The sequence below is a fragment of the Bifidobacterium aquikefiri genome, assembly GCF_002259795.1.
Taxonomy (GTDB): domain Bacteria; phylum Actinomycetota; class Actinomycetes; order Actinomycetales; family Bifidobacteriaceae; genus Bombiscardovia; species Bombiscardovia aquikefiri.
Window position 1 is genome coordinate 27,119 of the sequence record NZ_MWXA01000001.1, and the last position, 17,173, is coordinate 44,291.

13 protein-coding genes and 2 pseudogenes are annotated in these 17,173 nt (G+C 49.1%); 5 read left to right on the forward strand and 10 right to left on the reverse strand.

The features are described 5' to 3' along the window. Positions 1-115: 115 nt before the first annotated feature. The 10 genes and pseudogenes from BAQU_RS00115 to rpmH form a co-directional block, all read right to left on the reverse strand. Positions 116-571: a DUF3021 domain-containing protein gene (locus BAQU_RS00115; RefSeq protein ID WP_094692053.1), complete on the reverse strand. Its 456-nt coding sequence runs from the start codon at positions 569-571 to the stop codon at positions 116-118. Next, positions 568-1,020 (reverse strand): LytTR family DNA-binding domain-containing protein, encoded by a 453-nt coding sequence (locus BAQU_RS00120; protein WP_094692054.1) that lies wholly within the window; start codon positions 1,018-1,020, stop codon positions 568-570. Before BAQU_RS00120 ends, BAQU_RS00115 begins: the two co-directional genes overlap by 4 nt. Positions 1,021-1,914: 894 nt before the next feature. Beyond that, positions 1,915-3,405: a ParB/RepB/Spo0J family partition protein gene (locus tag BAQU_RS00125; RefSeq protein WP_462906223.1), complete on the reverse strand. Its 1,491-nt coding sequence runs from the start codon at positions 3,403-3,405 to the stop codon at positions 1,915-1,917. Positions 3,406-3,525: 120 nt separating this feature from the next. Beyond that, positions 3,526-4,419, reverse strand: a complete 894-nt coding sequence (locus BAQU_RS00130) for a ParA family protein (RefSeq protein ID WP_094692170.1) — start codon at positions 4,417-4,419, stop codon at positions 3,526-3,528. A gap of 949 nt (positions 4,420-5,368) precedes the next feature. Next, positions 5,369-6,157, reverse strand: a complete 789-nt coding sequence (rsmG, locus tag BAQU_RS00135) for a 16S rRNA (guanine(527)-N(7))-methyltransferase RsmG (RefSeq protein WP_244568378.1) — start codon at positions 6,155-6,157, stop codon at positions 5,369-5,371. Between the two features lie 227 nt (positions 6,158-6,384). Continuing rightward, positions 6,385-6,915: pseudogene (locus tag BAQU_RS00140) on the reverse strand (Jag family protein); the annotation flags it as partial. Positions 6,916-7,109: 194 nt separating this feature from the next. Further along, positions 7,110-8,129 (reverse strand): membrane protein insertase YidC, encoded by a 1,020-nt coding sequence (yidC, locus tag BAQU_RS00145; RefSeq protein ID WP_094692057.1) that lies wholly within the window; start codon positions 8,127-8,129, stop codon positions 7,110-7,112. Positions 8,130-8,133: 4 nt separating this feature from the next. Further along, positions 8,134-8,421, reverse strand: a complete 288-nt coding sequence (yidD, locus tag BAQU_RS00150) for a membrane protein insertion efficiency factor YidD (protein WP_211277059.1) — start codon at positions 8,419-8,421, stop codon at positions 8,134-8,136. Between the two features lie 47 nt (positions 8,422-8,468). Further along, entirely contained in the window at positions 8,469-8,978 is a 510-nt protein-coding gene (gene rnpA, locus BAQU_RS00155) for a ribonuclease P protein component (protein WP_143241921.1), read from the reverse strand. Between the two features lie 41 nt (positions 8,979-9,019). After that, positions 9,020-9,154, reverse strand: coding sequence for a 50S ribosomal protein L34 (rpmH, locus tag BAQU_RS00160; protein ID WP_055427958.1), 135 nt, complete (start codon positions 9,152-9,154; stop codon positions 9,020-9,022). Positions 9,155-9,480: 326 nt separating this feature from the next. Between rpmH and dnaA the strand changes: the two genes are divergently transcribed. From dnaA to gyrB, 5 genes and pseudogenes are all read left to right on the forward strand, one after another. Then, complete coding sequence (gene dnaA / locus BAQU_RS00165) at positions 9,481-11,202, forward strand: chromosomal replication initiator protein DnaA (protein WP_094692060.1); 1,722 nt, start codon at positions 9,481-9,483, stop codon at positions 11,200-11,202. 494 nt (positions 11,203-11,696) lie between these two features. After that, positions 11,697-12,821: a DNA polymerase III subunit beta gene (gene dnaN / locus BAQU_RS00170; RefSeq protein ID WP_094692061.1), complete on the forward strand. Its 1,125-nt coding sequence runs from the start codon at positions 11,697-11,699 to the stop codon at positions 12,819-12,821. Positions 12,822-12,936: 115 nt separating this feature from the next. After that, on the forward strand, positions 12,937-14,292 hold the full coding sequence (gene recF, locus BAQU_RS00175) for a DNA replication/repair protein RecF (protein WP_094692062.1): 1,356 nt from the start codon (positions 12,937-12,939) through the stop codon (positions 14,290-14,292). After that, on the forward strand, positions 14,289-14,792 hold the full coding sequence (locus BAQU_RS00180) for a DciA family protein (RefSeq protein ID WP_094692063.1): 504 nt from the start codon (positions 14,289-14,291) through the stop codon (positions 14,790-14,792). The genes recF and BAQU_RS00180 overlap by 4 nt, the downstream gene beginning before the upstream one ends. Before the next feature lie 344 nt (positions 14,793-15,136). Next, positions 15,137-17,155 (forward strand): annotated as a pseudogene (gene gyrB, locus BAQU_RS00185) (DNA topoisomerase (ATP-hydrolyzing) subunit B); the annotation flags it as partial. Between the last annotated feature and the right edge of the window lie 18 nt (positions 17,156-17,173).

The window sequence follows — 17,173 nt, forward strand, 5'->3', positions numbered from 1 at the left end:
CATCACACGTCAAGGAAACAATCTTGAGCATACCCATTGCAAAAAAAGGATGGTGCCGGAGCCAAACACTCTTATCACGCCGGCAGCGCAGATACAACGGGCATTCCTTCGACTGTCATTTTGTGGTGGTGAGGTGCTGGTTGAGTTGGTTGACTGTATGGCGTGCATGCATCATGCGGATGCTCCAGACAACAGCGTACACAACGAGGAAACCGGGAATGAATCCCAGTATTGGTGCCGGTTCCAGGGGGAACCATCCTGATAGGCATGCCAGCAGGGTAAACCCGAGCATCGTAACGACGAAGTGAATGACGGTTCTCTTGGTTATGCTCCACTCTTCGGCGCTGAAGATGAAGTCGCTGCCAAGCGAAAAAAGCATTCCCATGGCCCACCATAAGAGAGAAGCCACGATTGTCGCTGCCGTGAGCGAGGGGAACTGGGCAACCCATCGTGGAGTGCTGGGCAACCAGGAAGATGCGCCGTTCACTGCGGAAAAAATGGTTGCCATCCAAAAACCGATGAACTGGCCGAATACTATACCTGACACACTGTCTTTAATGACTCGTCTCATGATCCTATGATCCTTCTCTTGATGGCGTCTATATATGAGTCAGTAACTTTATGAATGCTCCCATCGCGCAATATGGCCTGAACAGTTCCCTGCCTGGTTAGATCGAAGCGCACGACGTACGAGAAATTGAGAATCTGCGATTTCGATACTCGTTGAAAGACTTTTCCTGGCAGTGATGCAGTCAGATCCCTCAACGTCCGCCGTACCTTCCAGTCACCCTTTCCACAACGTGCGTACACCTTGCCTGCCTGCGCATACAGGAAAGCCACATCACGCAACGGCACAAGGGAAGTGCCGGATGCGGTATCCACCTCCAGCAAATCAGAGCTGTTTCCATCATCGCGTCGCAACAGCGCCATAATGTGACGGGTGGCATCATCCATTGAGGGTGATCGAACGATGACTACCGGTTCAACCGCCCCGGGGTCATACTCGTACGTAATGTGCATGTGTTTCCTCTCTATGACTAAGAACAGGCTATGCGTTTCACCAGCAAAGCAACAATCACGCGAAATGAAACCACTTAAAACGGCAATCAAACCCACACAGGGTACATACAAGCTAAACTGCGCCTGTTTTCAGTCACCAGCATCCCCGCACGAAACCACTCCCTTCAGCGCCATCGATATTGCCAAGGCACATGCCAACAACGCAGCCCCATCCAAATATGCAGGCTCACAATTGCGTCACACAATGTCATCACACACAGCCGTCACAGCCAGCACACAGCGAACGACTGATATAGGCCGGGACTTGTCAATATGCTGGGATTGTCGTGGTTAATGTACGTCTCACGCTGTTCGTCTGTGATAGAAGTGAGCGTTATCATATAAGGCAGGGCAATTCACTGATTCCATTGGCTGTGATGTAGAGAAACATCCCACAATCTCTGGAGATCAAGTTCATGGCACAAGCCGTTTCCATGCTATGTCACAGACTGTATCGTGAAGGCATGAGACATGTTCCGTTGTGCCTTCATGATGTTGTGAACAAGCATTGTCCTCGTTGCCTGGTGATCTTTGATTCTATTCCGTGATTATTTTCTCAGTGCAGTTGCCAATGATTTGCTTCAATGTCGCCTTATCACGGTGAGACCCAGTCTCATGTCACGGGCTGATTCACAGCCCGTCAGCTTCACGCCACAGCCAGTCTCACCGTTCTCTTCCGGTGGTTGAATCCAGTGTCAGATTCTCCGACAATCACCCTCACTGTTGTCCACATTGACCGTCGTATCGAAACACTGCATCTTCGATCGGCTTTTTTCTGTCGTGCACCAATGCTGTTATCAAGTCAAGCAGCTCTTGATAGCAATTGCCGATCCTTGCTGACAGCAAACCCAAGAATCAGACCCAACCGTCTTGTTTCGATGTGCTGTCTTGCGTCGCGGGCAGCAACATAGCAATGATGCGCTGCATGTCTTCAGGCGAAGAAAACACTATCTCAATTTTCCCCTTCTTTTCCGAACCCTTGATGCTGACCTTGGTTTCAAAATGATTTTCCAGATTATTTCTGACTTCGGAATCAACCCAGACGTTGGATCTACCGTGCCGTGCATTCTTTTGCGAGTCTGTTCTATGAATTGCCAAGGCAACGATCTCTTCGGTCGAACGGACCGAAAGACCCTCAGCAATTATTCGGTTGGCAAGGGATACCATCTCATCAGCAGACGATAATGCAAGCAGAGCCCGAGCATGACCTGCTGAGAGCACACCCGAAGCAACTTTCTTTTGCACAACCCCAGGTAACTGCAATAGACGAAGCATATTGGCAATCTGCGGCCGGGATTTGGAGATTGATTGAGACAACTGCTCCTGTGTCAATCCAAATTCCTCAATCATTTGTTGATAGGCTGCTGCCTCTTCAAGAGGATTGAGAGCAACTCTATGTAGGTTTTCCAATAACGCATCGCGTAACATCTCATCATCTGGGGTGGTCTTCACGATTGCAGGAATCTCTTCGACTCCTGCAAGATTCGAAGCGCGCCATCTCCGTTCACCCATAATCAACTCATAGGGCTGCTGGTGTGCTTCGTTGATTTCCTCGAGATCGCGCTTTCTTACGACAATTGGCTGCAATACGCCAACTTCTTGAATTGAATGAGACAACTCAACAAGCTCATCCTCATCGAAAATAGTACGAGGCTGATGAGCATTCGGAGAGATCTCGCTGACCTTCAGAGATGTGAGATATGCACCCTCTACTGGTTTCAGTGCACTATTGTCGTTCGAAGTTTCTTCTGGTATGCTCTCTGCCCGCTCAACACCCTCACTTGGCAGAGATTTCGCATTGATGCGACCGTCTTGCTCGGTATAAGTCCCTTGTTCTACACGCGATGTTTCACGTGAAACATTAGTTGCGTCTGACGCTGAGACCGAACTACTGTTGTTTTGAGATGTCCGCGTGCTATCAGACTTCGAGCTATCAGCGTCCCCTGTTTCCGTTGTTCGATGAACATTCTGCAATCCGGCATCGTGAAGATCCACACCGTCATTGTTCGTCACAGCACCGTCGTCCGTCACAGCACCGTGCTGATTACTACGTGGTCTAGTGTTTGATGAATCAGACCGAACAGGTGACAACGGTTCACCGAAGAACAGGTCGCTTGGATGTGCCAAGGCATCAAGATGCGGGACGCTGGTTCTTCTGCTCTTGGAAGACGACCGCTCCTTTTTCGTGGAACTATGCGAAGTCAATTTCGAATTCTTGCTTTTATCTTCCGACTTGGTGCGTTTCGATGAATCAGCAGGTTCAGAACTTACGTTTGATGGTTGTACGGCGAGGTTTGTCGATGTTTCACGTGAAACATTCCCCGAGCCATTCGGGCTATTGGGGATATCTTGTCCGGTGGGTTTTGAACTGGGAGCCGAGGACCTCTTGTGAGATTCATGCACCTGTGGGAGATCTGGGAACAATGCTCCAAGGCCCTTACCTAAACGAGATCTTGTTGCCATTCCTCACTCCTCATTTCCTGCTTGTTCGTTGAGCTGCCTCAACACATCCTCAGACCGCGAATTCATTTCATACGCCGCTTCCCCATAAGCAACGGAACCAGCACCACGCGGGTCATACGTGATGATGCTTTGCCCGAAACTTGGTGCTTCAGATATCTTAACCGACCGTGGGATGGTCGTGTTCAAGACAATCCCCTTATAGTGGCGTTGAATTTCATCAAAAACTTCCTTACTTAGCAAGGTTCGTTTGTCATACATGGTTATCAACATGGTCGAAACCAAGAGCTGCGGATTGAAATTTCGTTGTACCAGACCAATCGTATGCAAGAGCTGCCCCAGCCCTTCGAGTGCATAATATTCAGCTTGAATGGGTATGAGCACCTCGCGAACAGCACAGAGTACGTTGAGAACGAGAAGTCCTAGACTTGGAGCGCAATCGACGATCACATAGTCATATGCATGTGGTGAATCAGTCAAGAGTCGATGCATTGCAGCATGAAGCAGAGCGTTTCTATTCGCCAGGGTTGCGAGCTCCATTTCTGCGCCTGATAAATCAATTGACGCAGGTACCACATCGAGATGTGAAAAATGTTCGGACTTGGATTTCACTTCAGTCAATGAAAGCCGTCCCTCAAGAACGTCATACACGGATGGAATGCCTTCAGCATGATTGACACCCATGGCTGTTGATGCATTACCTTGAGGATCCATGTCAATCAATAAGACTGACAGACCATGAGACGCAAGCGCACTGGCAATATTCACGGCTGTCGTCGTCTTGCCAACCCCGCCCTTCTGATTAGCCACAGCCATCAATCGTGTCTGAGAAGGCTTTAAAAATTCCATAGCATCAAGCTGTTGCGCTTTCTCAGAAAGATTGACCATTTCCAAGCCCATTGAACTGCCCTGTTCCTGGGTGCCAAAAATGCGCTGAAGTACCTCAGAGGCTTTCTCGATATGGTCGTCTTCGGCAGCAGCGGATAAGTGATTGTTTGAAACCGTCACTCTATACTCACTTTCCTAAATTGTTGAATACGCCACATCAGAGTCATATCCACTGAAAATGTCCCCAAACAAAGAACCAATCAACTGCCATATGAAACCGACAACATATTCCAGTTTCATCATCATGCTGGACATAATCACTTTGTCGTAAGGTACACCGCTCAGGTGTGTAAAAGTGGATAACTGTGCATAACTTATGTGGACAAATAACATATACGTAATTTTTATCCACCGGGTTTACATTGAAATAGCAACGAAAATTGAAAGCAATTTACTTTTCATCACTTGCATGTAATACATGTGCATAACTCGCGTTCATATGTGGATAACTCGTTTACCGAAGTCGTGGAACGTCTTGAATGTTTCACGTGAAACACTGCTGCTACTTGAAGCATTCTTTGCTGTCTATCAATCGTTGAGCGTCTCAGATTCGTTCTTTCTAACTTTGAGAATCGACGTAGCTCTCGTAAGGTCAGGAGCATAAGGTGCCGCTTACAGAAAAATCCTTTTTGAATATTCACTTTCAACGGCCTTCATCCCACTCCCCTTGTTTACAAGTCAAACAGGGCCAAGAGACTAGATGCCAAATCATACCTCGTCACAGGTGAAGAATTACAAGAATCGAATGTTTCACGTGAAACATCAGAGCACAGATTGGGATATCTTCATAGCTTGCAAATGTATTGAACAGATGGGCACTGAAAATAGATATTGAGAAAGCAACCTCATTGTTGTTAACTCAGCTGTTCAGCACGCCAAGTGAAATACGATGTAGATATTGAAATCAGCTGTGACACCAAATAACGAAAGAAAGAAAGGTGAGCAGAACAGCAGAATCCAATCACTGCTTATCTACGATAACCACATGTGTACTTTCAAGGCCTTCGCCGACGGGTGCTTCCACAACACGTGCATGGTGTCCATGCATTCGTTGAATATTCTTAGCAGCCTTCTCAATTTCGGTCTGTGCCGACTTACCTTTTAATGCAACGAGCTGTCCTGAATGCTCTAAGAACGGAAGTGTCCAACCAACAAGCTTATGAAGAGGTGCCACTGCCCTACAGGTAACGAGAGAACATGGTTCTATGGACTTTGTAACCACATTCATCGAGGATTGGCCGTCTTTGTGATGATTCTTAGACTTATGCGAATGACCTGGGTGAGATGCACGTGCTAGAGCAACGGGAAAAGCTTCTTCGGCACGAGCTCTCAAGACAGTAGCGTTGTCTAAGTGCAGCTCAGACTTTACCAATTCAAGCCATTCGACTCTACGTTCCATTGGCTCAATGAGCGTGATAGGGGTATCAGGCAGCATCGCCGCAATCACGATTCCCGGGAATCCACCGCCAGAACCTATATCCGCAATACGCCCTGATCCATGGTGAGTGTTGAGATGTTGCTTGATAAAAGGCACTACCGCTGCTGAATTCAGTATGTGCCTTTCCCAAATGATGGAAACGTCACGTGGTCCAATCAGACCTCTGACGAGACCCTCACGCTGAATCATCTCATGGAAACGAAGCATCTGAGGATAGGCGTTGCCAAGAACAGCTTGCACAACATCAGCTCCGTTCAAAAGATCGATTGCCGATGTTTCGTTGTCCGAAGCTACAGTTTCAGATTTCTGCAGTGAAGGGTTGTCTTGCGTCACTCCGGATCACTATCTTCGGCATCATCGTAACCGGCATCATCAACGGTGTCATCAGCATCTTCTTCAAGACTGCTCAAATCAGTGTCGGAACCGGTATCGTCCGTTTCATCATCATCGATATCTTCATCCTCATATTCAGAAGCCACAATGGAGGAGCTTGCCGAACTGACTCCTCTTGAATCTGCTTCGTCGACATCTTCGTGGATTTCATCGCTCTCTGTATCTTCGATCTCGTCGATCTCGTCATTCTTGCGCATATAGACAGTCACATATCGGTGTGGCTCTTCGCCGTGTGAGCGAGATTTCAAACCTTCTTCACGCACAATGTCGTGGATCACCTTACGTTCGAAGGAGTTCATCGGGTCAAGATCAACTGCCTCACCGGACTCTCTTGCATCGTCAATGGCATCAAGTGCGAGGTCGCGAAGGTGCTGGCGCTTACGCTTCAGATAGCCGTCAACATCGACTATGAGTCTGGACCGCTCACCCGTCTTTTGTTGCACTGCCAAGCGCGTCAGTTGTTGAAGCGCATCAACGACACTGCCATTCTTGCCGATGAGATTCTTGATATCAGCATTATCATCAGCAACAATTTGGACAAGAGGTCTATCATTGCGAATTCCCATTTCGATATCGCCATCGTAATCGGCGATATCCAGCAACCCTTCAAGATAATCCGCTGCAATATCAGCTTCTTCATTGAGCTGATCGATGGTCTTGTCTCCAGTTTGCGACATATTCGCTCCTTACACGTGCACTTGGTACTTTAGTCTAAGCCAATACCGGAGAACTTGCATACTCGCCACGCACTGCAACTTGCTGCAATGCATATGACTGTTCTTGAGCATCGCACAGTGCAATTCAAGATGCCAGGCATGATCCTCGCAGCAGGCGATGGCATCGGGATGCATGTTCTCTACCTATATAAAACCTATCGCCTTTTCTTGTTCTTCCCTCGCTTTGGCTGCTGACGCTGATGAGAGAGACCGGATTCCAGTTGCTGCACCTGCTCCTCCTTCGCCTTGGTCAGAGCCTCTTCTTCGAGAGATGGCTCGCCCGCCTTGTCTCTACGACGATTTTCACGATCGCGGTCGCGTGCTTCCTTCTCTTCGGCAGCCGGTGAACCAGGTGTTGGCATGCGGCGTACCTGCCATAATGTCTGACCGAGATTCCATGTATTGTTGGTCAACCAGTAAATCAGCACGGCGAAGGGGAATGCCACACCAGAGAAGATGTACATGACAGGGAAGATGTACGCCATCATTTTCTGCATGCGATATTGAGAACCCTCCATGGAAGCGCGTGGCATGTTCTTTCTCGTGTTATGGAACTGGGAGTAGAACATCGTCAGGCACATCAATGCAATGAAGATAATGATGACGATTTTACTTGCACCCTGAGCGGTCGTCAGGTTGTCGGAAATGTGAATGCCAAAGATCTGCGTTTCCTCGAATTCCTTGGCGACCTTAACGGTGAAGGCTCCCAAAGGTGCACGTTTGCCATTGGCAATGTACGGCACTGCTGAAAGCACATAGAACATTGTCATGAATATAGGGCTCTGCACCAGAGCCGGCAAACATGATCCCGCTGGATTAGCATGATTGTCCTGGTAGAGCTTCATCATCTCTCGACTTGAAGCCTCTTTGCTGGCCTTGTCGGTCTTTCCCTTGTACTTGTTCTGTATCTTGCGCATCTGCGGCTGAATAGCTTGCAATCTTCTCATCGACATCATCTGTTTGATGAACAACGGAAGAATCAGCAATCGAACCAAAACAACGAGAAGAACCACCGATAGAGCCCAGGCAACACCAGAGCCACTTGAGAAACCGATGAACGTCAAGAATTTATGGCAATAGACCATGACATAGGTCATGACCCATTCGATTGGCCGAAGAATTCGGTAGAAAAATCCGAACAGGCCGGAATCAAAAGTAAAGTTTTGCGAAATCATTGTCTCAGGCAATCTCCTTATCTGAGGCAGTTGCGGTCAGACGAGGCTCCTCATGTGCCTTCGACCATGAACAACGATAAAACAACGAAAAATGCTGTGGAACATCATCAATGCCGCCATTGCTCCACGGGCGGCAGCGCAACAGCCGAAATGCTGCAAGGACTACACCACGAAATGCGCCAAAACGGTTGATTGCCTCAACTGCATATCGTGAGCACGTTGGATAATACTTGCAACGTGGAGTGGTCTGGGGTGAGATTTGTTTCTGATACCAACGAATCGCGCTCAACATCCATATGGACGGAGCACTTGGATGATGAGCATGCACATGCTCTGAATTCATGCGGCTCCCCCTTGTGTGGCGTTGCATACGTGGTGCTGATCATACTTCTGTGCAACTTCTGAAAACAGTTCAGCAACTTGTTCGTCCAATGAAGCATATGACTGTAGCGCTGCATGCGGTTTGGCTCTCATGACCACATCGCAGACAGTTGGAAGCAGGTGTTCGCTTGAGGAAGCCAGTTGGCGGAAACGCCTTTTGACACGGTTGCGAGTCACGGCATTCCCCACACTTTTTGCAACGGCCAGACCCAGTCTGCGACGATGCATAGGTTGTTCACCACCAGTAGGAACGTCACCACATGATTCCGATGAATTCTGGCACTCACCAACTCCGGCATGTGCCGGGGATGCAGAATGGACAGTCGCTTCCGGTTTGGACACAGCGGTAGCTGAGATACTCGCACTATCGGCAAAAAAGCGATAATGCAGAACGATATCTCTACTGGTGACCCTGCTTCTTTGTTTCAGCACGGCCACAAAATCGCGATGGCTCTTAAGCCGTTCCACCTTCAAATGAATTTCGAAATCAGATGTTGAGCTGAAAACTTTCAGGCTGAAAGTGTCTTGCGACCCTTTGCACGGCGACGGTTGATGAGCGCGCGGCCTGAACGTGTGCGCATGCGCAGACGGAAACCGTGCTTCATGTGACGGCGACGGTTATTCGGTTGGAATGTCCTCTTCATAATTTATAACGCTCCTGAATTTTCAGCCATGCAAAAGCACGGCTCATGGTGAGTCAAGCTATACCAAACTACACAGCTTAACGCAATCAGTCAAAGTAGAAGAAAATTTTTCGTGTTTTTCCGACATAATCATGAGTCGAAAAACAAGGAAAATGCTGGAATTACAATGCTTCATCACGGGGGAGTTATCCACAAATTACATGCTTGTTATTCACAAATGAGTCATTTCAACACGCAATACTGTGGATAACTCAACAAATACGGTGTAAACATGACCTATTGCCTGTTAATAATGATGTGCATGGTGAAATGGGGAAGAGGGAAAGATGGTACAGAGTCCAGAAGCTGCATCGCTGGAGGCGAAGCATATTTGGGATTCTGTTTTGCAGCTTCTGCGCAAAAGTAACACATTAACGGCCCGTGACAAGGGTTGGTTGGAGGATATTTCACCAGAAGCTGTTTTCGGCAGTACGATTGTTCTTTGCGTCTCCAATAAGGCAGCGCAGGAGGCCGTCCAAGACACCTTGAACGGCTCGCTTCTCGATGCATTGCAAGCCGTGAGCGGAGTTGCAATGTTTCCGGCCATTAAAATCGTCAAGCAGCTGCAGCCCACTTCCAAGGTTGAGCAAACAACATCGATGCCGTCAGCTCAACCATCTGCGCTTGCGCAGGCTGACGGGCAATCAGACTCGAATATCGATACTTCGGATGTCACTGCTTCCAAGGATTCGGACACAGACCAGCATCATGACATATCGGGCCAGAAATCCGAAGATACTGAATTTACCTTGGCTGACCCCATCATCGTTCCCGAACACATCAAGCTTGCACCTGCAGACGACCGCATGTCCACGTCGGCAAGTGTGCACACTGCAGCTCAGTCCACTTCACTTCAGCATCCTGACATCTCTGAAGAACCTGCCCATACCTTCGATGGACGCACTCCACTGCCTTTTTCAATGCCTAGCTTTCCGGTCGGTCAGCAAAAGGTGGAGCGCGACCCCGAGACACATCTCAATACCAACGCCACCTTCGATACCTTCGTTCCTGGCGATTCCAACAGATTTGCTCGAACCGTCGCCTTGGCCGTTGCCGAAGGCTCAGGACGCGATTTCAATCCTTTATGCATCTACGGCAGTTCTGGGTTGGGCAAAACGCACCTGCTGAATGCCATAGGAAACTATGCCTTGGTCAAGGATCCATCATTGAAGGTTCGGTATGTGAATTCAGAGGAGTTCACCAACGAATTCATTGATGCACTGCAGAATTCCGCGCATGGCAGTGGCCAGATTGCAGAATTCAATCATCGGTATCGTCAGGTCGATGTATTGCTCATTGATGACATTCAGTTCCTCGGTGGCAAGGAAGCCACTCTGGATCAGTTCTTCCACACCTTCAACGCCTTGCATGATGCCAACAAGCGCATCGTCATCGCTTCGGATGTGCAACCAAAGAATCTCAAAGGTTTCGAGCAACGGCTGATCTCTCGTTTCGATTCAGGTCTCACCGTGGATGTGAAGCCGCCGGATCGTGAAACTCGCGTGGCCATTCTTCGTATGATGTCTTCAAACAGCGGGGCAAGGATTCCCAACGAGGTTCTTGATCTGATTGCCGAGCGCTTCACTGAAAATATCAGAGAGCTCGAGGGAGCGCTGACACGAGTCACGGCAGTGGCCAGCCTGAATGGTCAGAATGTGACCAAGACCTTGGCAGAGCAGACATTGCAGGACTTTTTTACGACAGATGTGGAAATCAAACCGACTGACATCATCACGCAGGTTGCCCAATATTTCCATCTCACCTTTGACGATCTTGTGGGCAGGACACGCACAAAGAACATCGCGCTGGCGCGTCAGATCGCCATGTATCTCGGGCGAGAAATGACCAGTATGTCCTTGGTTGACATTGGCGAGGTATTCGGTGGGCGCGATCACACCACAGTCATGCATGCCTATACACGTATTTCCGGCGAAATGCAGGAAAAGCGTGAAATCTATAACTATGTGATGGAACTCACCGTCAGATTGAAGCAGCATCCAATCGAATAGTTGCTGCACTGCCGCGAATATTGTAACGATGCAGTCGTCACTACAGGCATGCATTATCTCTATGCATTTTCGAAATTTATAACCAAACACGCCCAAAAGGAAAATTATGGTGAATAAAGTTATCCACATGTTTATGCACAGATGTGGGATAAGGTTGGGAATAACTGCCAACTTTAGGTGCATAACTTGTGTATCACTTATTGATATACGCAAAGAAAATGTTGATAACTTTTATCGTACTTTTCGATTGTGGATAACCACCCATGTTATACACATTTTCCCACTGCCTTATCCACAATCCATCAATGCTTCAACGATGTGGAAAACCAAGGAATGCGGCACTTATCCACATTATCCACAACCCTTATGAAGATGATTACAGACACACATACATACTTCATCACCACTGCAATAACGAAACTGCACATGAAATGAAGAAAAATCACGAGACCTTGGCTAGAATGAATCCAGCAATCTTACTATGAAGGCACATTATGAAAGTTGAAATCAATTCATCGGCACTTGCCGACGCCGTTGCATGGACGACTCGCGTCATCCCTGCTCGCCCCGCATCACCAATCCTTGCCGGGATCAAACTCGAGGCAATCGATGGAACATTGCAATTGAGCGCATTCGATTATGAAGTATCAGCCCGTCATCATATCGAAGCAGGCATCGATGAACCTGGAACGGCTCTCGTGCTGGGAAAACTGCTGGCCGACATCACCAAGTCGCTTCCTTCCGAAACGACGTACCTGACCACAGACGACTCCAAGATGACGATAAAGTCTGGAAAGTCGACCTTTACCTTGCAGTTGATGCCCGATTCAGAATATCCTGATCTACCATCTGTACCTGCAAACCTTGGGCAAGTTGATTCGCAGACCTTTATGCAGGCCATTACCCAGGCTACGGTTGCCGTTTCTCGCGAAGAAAATCGTCCAGTTCTTACCGGCGTAAAAATCAGTATCGAGGGCGACAAGGTTGTCATGACGGCAACAGATCGTTTCAGACTCTCAAGGTCGTCATTCACATGGACTCCGAAACAGAATGATATCGAGACCGTTACCTTGGTTCGTGGCTCGTTGCTTCGCGACATCGCTCGTTCGCTCGATGAGCATGAAAACGTTGTCATTGATTTCGATCCACAAAACCCATCGTTGCTTGGTTTTGAAAATGCCGGACGCATATCAACCTCTCAGCTGATTGACGGAGAATTCCCTGCGGTTGATCGTCTGTTTGCTGCGGAATATCCAATTCAGGCAGTCCTTGACAGGCAATCACTGATCAACGCCATCAAGCGCGTTGCCCTGGTTGCAGAGCGCAATGCGCCGATTCGTATGGTCTTCTCGAAGCAGGAGCTCATATTGTCAGCCGGCGCAAGTGACGAGGCACAGGCATCAGAAACGCTCGACATTGATATGGACGGTGAAGATATCACCGTCGCGTTCAATCCGTCATATCTGATTGAGGGTCTGACTGCGATAACCGAACCATTTGTGAGGATGAAGATGACGACTGCCGTAAAGGCAGTTGAGTTCAATGGGCAGCAAGAGGCTGATTCCGATGAATCGCTCGATTATAGATACCTGCTCGTTCCCATGCGCTTCACCAACTGATTTCACGAGTAACGTTGCCGAATTCCAGTTCATCGATGCCACAGGAGCACTGCAAGGTTCAGACTGAGCAGAGGAAACAAGCAGGGTGAGGTGAGATTCGGCTCAGGGGATTGGCATGTATATTTCGAGACTGGCGCTGGATCATTTTAGATCCTGGGACGCGTGCGTACTTGACTTCGATCAGGGCATCAACATCCTTCAGGGAAGAAATGGCCTTGGGAAGACCAATATCGTTGAATCCATCGAGGTGCTGGCGACCGGGTCAAGTCAGCGAACCACGTCGATGCTGCCACTCATTCAGCGTGGCAGCAGCACGGCGGTCGTTCGTGCGAATGTGGTCGAAAACGCGTCTGAAAAGCTTCGGGGAGTTACAGGCAACGACAAAACCGTGAATGGGGCTTCACCGACGACATTGGAGATGAGTATTCACGCTCGCGGTGCCAATAGAATGCGTGTAAATGCAGGACATGCTCTCATGATGAAAGATGTTCAGGGGCTGGTATCGTGCGTGAGCTTCTCTCCTCAGGATCAGCATCTGGTGACGGATGATCCGGCTGCGAGAAGGGTTTTTCTGAATCAGGCTGGCATGCAGCTTGACAGGCAGTATGGCGAGATACTACAGAGAACGAGACATATTGCTCAGCAACGGGTCGCATTGCTGAAGCAACTGAGTCGCAATGATCAGTTTCGTAGAGGTGAATCCGGCCAGATGAGTTCCATCTCGAATGGTGCCGATACTTTCAGCCAACCATCGAGTGCAGTAGCCCTGAGCGGATTGGAAGTCTGGACCGGCCAATTCATTGAAGCGGGAGTTGAACTGACGAATCGTCGAAAGGCGATCATCGAGGAGCTGAACAAAACATTTCCTGAGATATATCGACAATTGTCTGGAAGTCCAACCATCCCAGGTCAGGGAGAAGCCCAGTTGGCGTATAAGCCATCATTCTCGGAAGTGCTCGATCAAGAACATCCCTTTGACGACATCAGTGCCCATTTTGAGCGCATCTTCAGGGGAGAGCTGGCTCGCGGATTCAATCTGATTGGGCCTCAGCGAGATGATGTCGAATTCATGCTCAATGGTTTTCCAGCTCGAGAATATGCTTCCAATGGGGAGCAGTGGACCCTAGCGATAGCCTTGAAAATGAGTCTGTATCAGGCATTGGTCGGTGAAAGTGGCAATGAGCCTATCATTGTGCTCGATGATGTGTTTGCACAGCTGGACGAACACCGCAGGGCGCAGATCATCCACTTCGCGAGTCAGCAGCATCAGGTTTTGATCACCGTTGCCGCTGCCAGCGATATTCCAGAATTTGCGGATGCGCATATCATTGATATTCAGCAGGTTTATGACAGGAACCAGTATGACGGCACCATGTTCGAGTCAATGATTCAGACTCCGATAATTCATCGGTCTACGGAAAAGACTTCTGATGAAGGACAGATCGGAGGGGAAGCAGAGGTATCGAGATGAAAGACATTCCCGTGGACATCCTGCTTCATCTCAATGTGAGCAAATTGCCCGAACAAGCTTTCAAACCCTTTGAAATCAAAGGTATGACTGTAAGACGTTTGCGCGAGAGGTCGAAAGAGGCATGGTGGAACTTTGGAAAACCTGGAAGAGATCCCAATAAGCTCGGGGGAGTTCTCGAACAATTTGCACAGCAGTCACACTGGGTTCCGTATTTGAAGATTGCACAATTGGAACGTCATTGGAGCGAAGTGGTGGGAACCGCCATCGCGTCGCATTCCCATGTCGTTGCATACGATCATGGAGTGTTGACCATTCAGGCATCATCTACAGTATGGGCCACGCAGCTGAATTATCTGATTCCACAATTGCAGGGAACGATTGAGAAAAAACTCGAAGGACTGCCCATTGAACGCATCAAGGTAACCGGACCACATTCATATTCCTTCAGAAGGGGAAAATTCGACATCCCAGGTCGTGGAGTCCGAGATACGTACTTCTAAGGGCGTATAGTCCCGCTTTACTAGTATCCTACCTATAGAAGGTTTAAGGCCTTGAAGGGTCGTTTTTTCGCTTTTTAGACTATAATGGCGATGTTGCAGACACCCGATGACGCTGACATTGCTGAAAGGCCAAATAAGCATCAATGTGAGTCGGTTGATTGCAATCGACTGAGAAAGGAATGGTCGTGGCGGTACATGACACGAATTCAGATTCGTTGGATGCGACTTCTTCTGAGGACGATACCAACCCCATCAACGAAGGCAGTGAATTGAACGACGGTAATGAAATAAACGCAGGCAATGCTGAGCATGCTGAAGCTGCATCGGACGCAGATAGCCTCGAGGATGCACAACTGGATGATTCCTTGGCACCAAAGCATTATGATGCAAGTGATCTGCGAGTTCTTGAGGGTCTTGAGGCCGTGCGTATTCGCCCGGGCATGTATATCGGTTCAACAGGTCCGAGGGGCCTGCATCATTTGGTCTACGAGATTGTCGATAACTCCGTTGACGAAGCGCTTGCAGGATATGCAGACCATATCGAAGTGACCATACTGCCAGACAATGGTGTCAGTGTCGTAGACAATGGTCGTGGCATTCCAACCGATGAGGTTCCCGGAGAGGGAGCAAGCGGTGTTGAGGTGGTCATGACCAAGCTTCATGCAGGTGGGAAGTTCGGTGGCGGCGGATATGCCGTTTCCGGCGGGCTTCATGGTGTTGGCATTTCAGTAGTGAACGCGCTTTCAACTCATGTTGACATCGAAGTGCGTCAGAAGGGTTATCACTGGGTTCAGCACTATGTCGATCAGAAGCCAACGGCACCGCTGCAACGTACCGTACCCATGACCGGTAATGAACAGACTGGTACGACCGTTACCTTTTGGGCAGATCCGGCAATCTTTGAATCGACAGTCTACGATTTTGAAACACTGCGCAGCCGCTTCCAGCAGATGGCATTCCTGAACAAAGGATTGCGCCTTTCGCTTACAGATCTGCGCCATGTTGACGAGGCAGGCGATGAAGTCACCGGCGATGGAGAAAATGTGGCTGAAGAGCTGCATCGAACGGTTTCATATCTCTATCACAATGGAATCAAGGATTACGTCGCTTACATGGTCAAAGCCAAGAAGGCCAATCCTGTCGAAGAGGATGTCATCGATATCGAGGCAGAGGATGTCAAGCTTGGTATTTCGGCTGAAATAGCGATGCAGTGGACTTCAGCCTATTCTGAATCGGTACATACCTTTGCCAATACGATTTCTACGACCGAAGGCGGCACTCACGAAGAGGGATTCCGTGCAGCGCTCACCTCGATGGTCAATCGTTACGCCCGCGACAAGAACATTCTGAGGGACAAGGACGATAATCTCTCGGGTGACGATGTTCGCGAAGGCTTGACGGCAGTCATATCCGTAAAGCTCACCAACCCTCAGTTCGAGGGTCAGACCAAGACCAAGCTCGGCAATTCAGAGGCGAAGACCTTCGTCCAGCGAGTCATGACAGAGAAGTTGGGGGATTGGTTCGACGCACATCCGGGCGAAGCCAAGATGATCATTCAAAAGTCCCTTGAGGCGTCCCGCGCTCGCATAGCGGCGAAGAAGGCTCGTGAGAATACTCGCAGAAAGTCCATCTTCGAGACTGCCGGCATGCCCGATAAACTCAAGGATTGCCAGTCCAACGATCCCAGTGAGTGCGAGCTCTTCATCGTTGAGGGTGATTCTGCGGGCGGTTCTGCCATTCAAGGTCGAAATCCTTTGACTCAGGCTATTTTGCCGCTTCGTGGAAAGATTCTGAACACCGAGCGTGCAAGCATCGACCGCATGATGAAGTCCGACACCATCGAATCGTTGATTACGGCAGTAGGTGGCGGTTATGGCGAGGAATTTGACCTGAACAAGGTTCGCTACCACAAGGTCATCATCATGGCAGATGCCGATGTTGATGGTGCCCATATCGCAACGTTGAATCTCACGCTGTTCTTCCGCTACATGCGCCCGATGATCACTGCGGGTTATGTATATGTGGCCATGCCACCGCTCTATCGACTCAAGTGGACCAAGGGTTCGCACGACTTCGTATACACCGATGCGGAGCGTGACCGTGTGCTTGCCGAGGGCAAGGCATCCGGCAGGCAGTTGCCCAAAGGCGAAGGCATCCAGCGATACAAGGGTCTGGGAGAGATGAGCTATCAGGAACTGTGGGAGACAACCATGGACCCTGAGCATCGAGTCTTGAAGAAGATTCATATCGAAGACGCAGCGCAGGCAGATGAAACCTTCTCCATGCTGATGGGTGACGATGTTGAGCCGCGTCGTCTGTTCATCCAGCGAAATGCCCATGATGCCCGATTCATCGATGCCTGATACAGGCAGGCAATCGCA

Bases quoted from the DNA above. Each gene is read 5' to 3' on its own strand.
- BAQU_RS00115 (WP_094692053.1), bottom strand. From the start codon at position 571: ATGAGACGAGTCATTAAAGACAGTGTGTCAGGTATAGTATTCGGCCAG.
- BAQU_RS00120 (WP_094692054.1), bottom strand. From the start codon at position 1,020: ATGCACATTACGTACGAGTATGACCCCGGGGCGGTTGAACCGGTAGTC.
- BAQU_RS00130 (WP_094692170.1), bottom strand. From the start codon at position 4,419: ATGGGCTTGGAAATGGTCAATCTTTCTGAGAAAGCGCAACAGCTTGAT.
- yidC (WP_094692057.1), bottom strand. From the start codon at position 8,129: ATGATTTCGCAAAACTTTACTTTTGATTCCGGCCTGTTCGGATTTTTC.
- yidD (WP_211277059.1), bottom strand. From the start codon at position 8,421: ATGTTGAGCGCGATTCGTTGGTATCAGAAACAAATCTCACCCCAGACC.
- rpmH (WP_055427958.1), bottom strand. From the start codon at position 9,154: ATGAAGAGGACATTCCAACCGAATAACCGTCGCCGTCACATGAAGCAC.
- dnaA (WP_094692060.1), top strand. From the start codon at position 9,481: ATGGTACAGAGTCCAGAAGCTGCATCGCTGGAGGCGAAGCATATTTGG.
- dnaN (WP_094692061.1), top strand. From the start codon at position 11,697: ATGAAAGTTGAAATCAATTCATCGGCACTTGCCGACGCCGTTGCATGG.
- recF (WP_094692062.1), top strand. From the start codon at position 12,937: ATGTATATTTCGAGACTGGCGCTGGATCATTTTAGATCCTGGGACGCG.
- BAQU_RS00180 (WP_094692063.1), top strand. From the start codon at position 14,289: ATGAAAGACATTCCCGTGGACATCCTGCTTCATCTCAATGTGAGCAAA.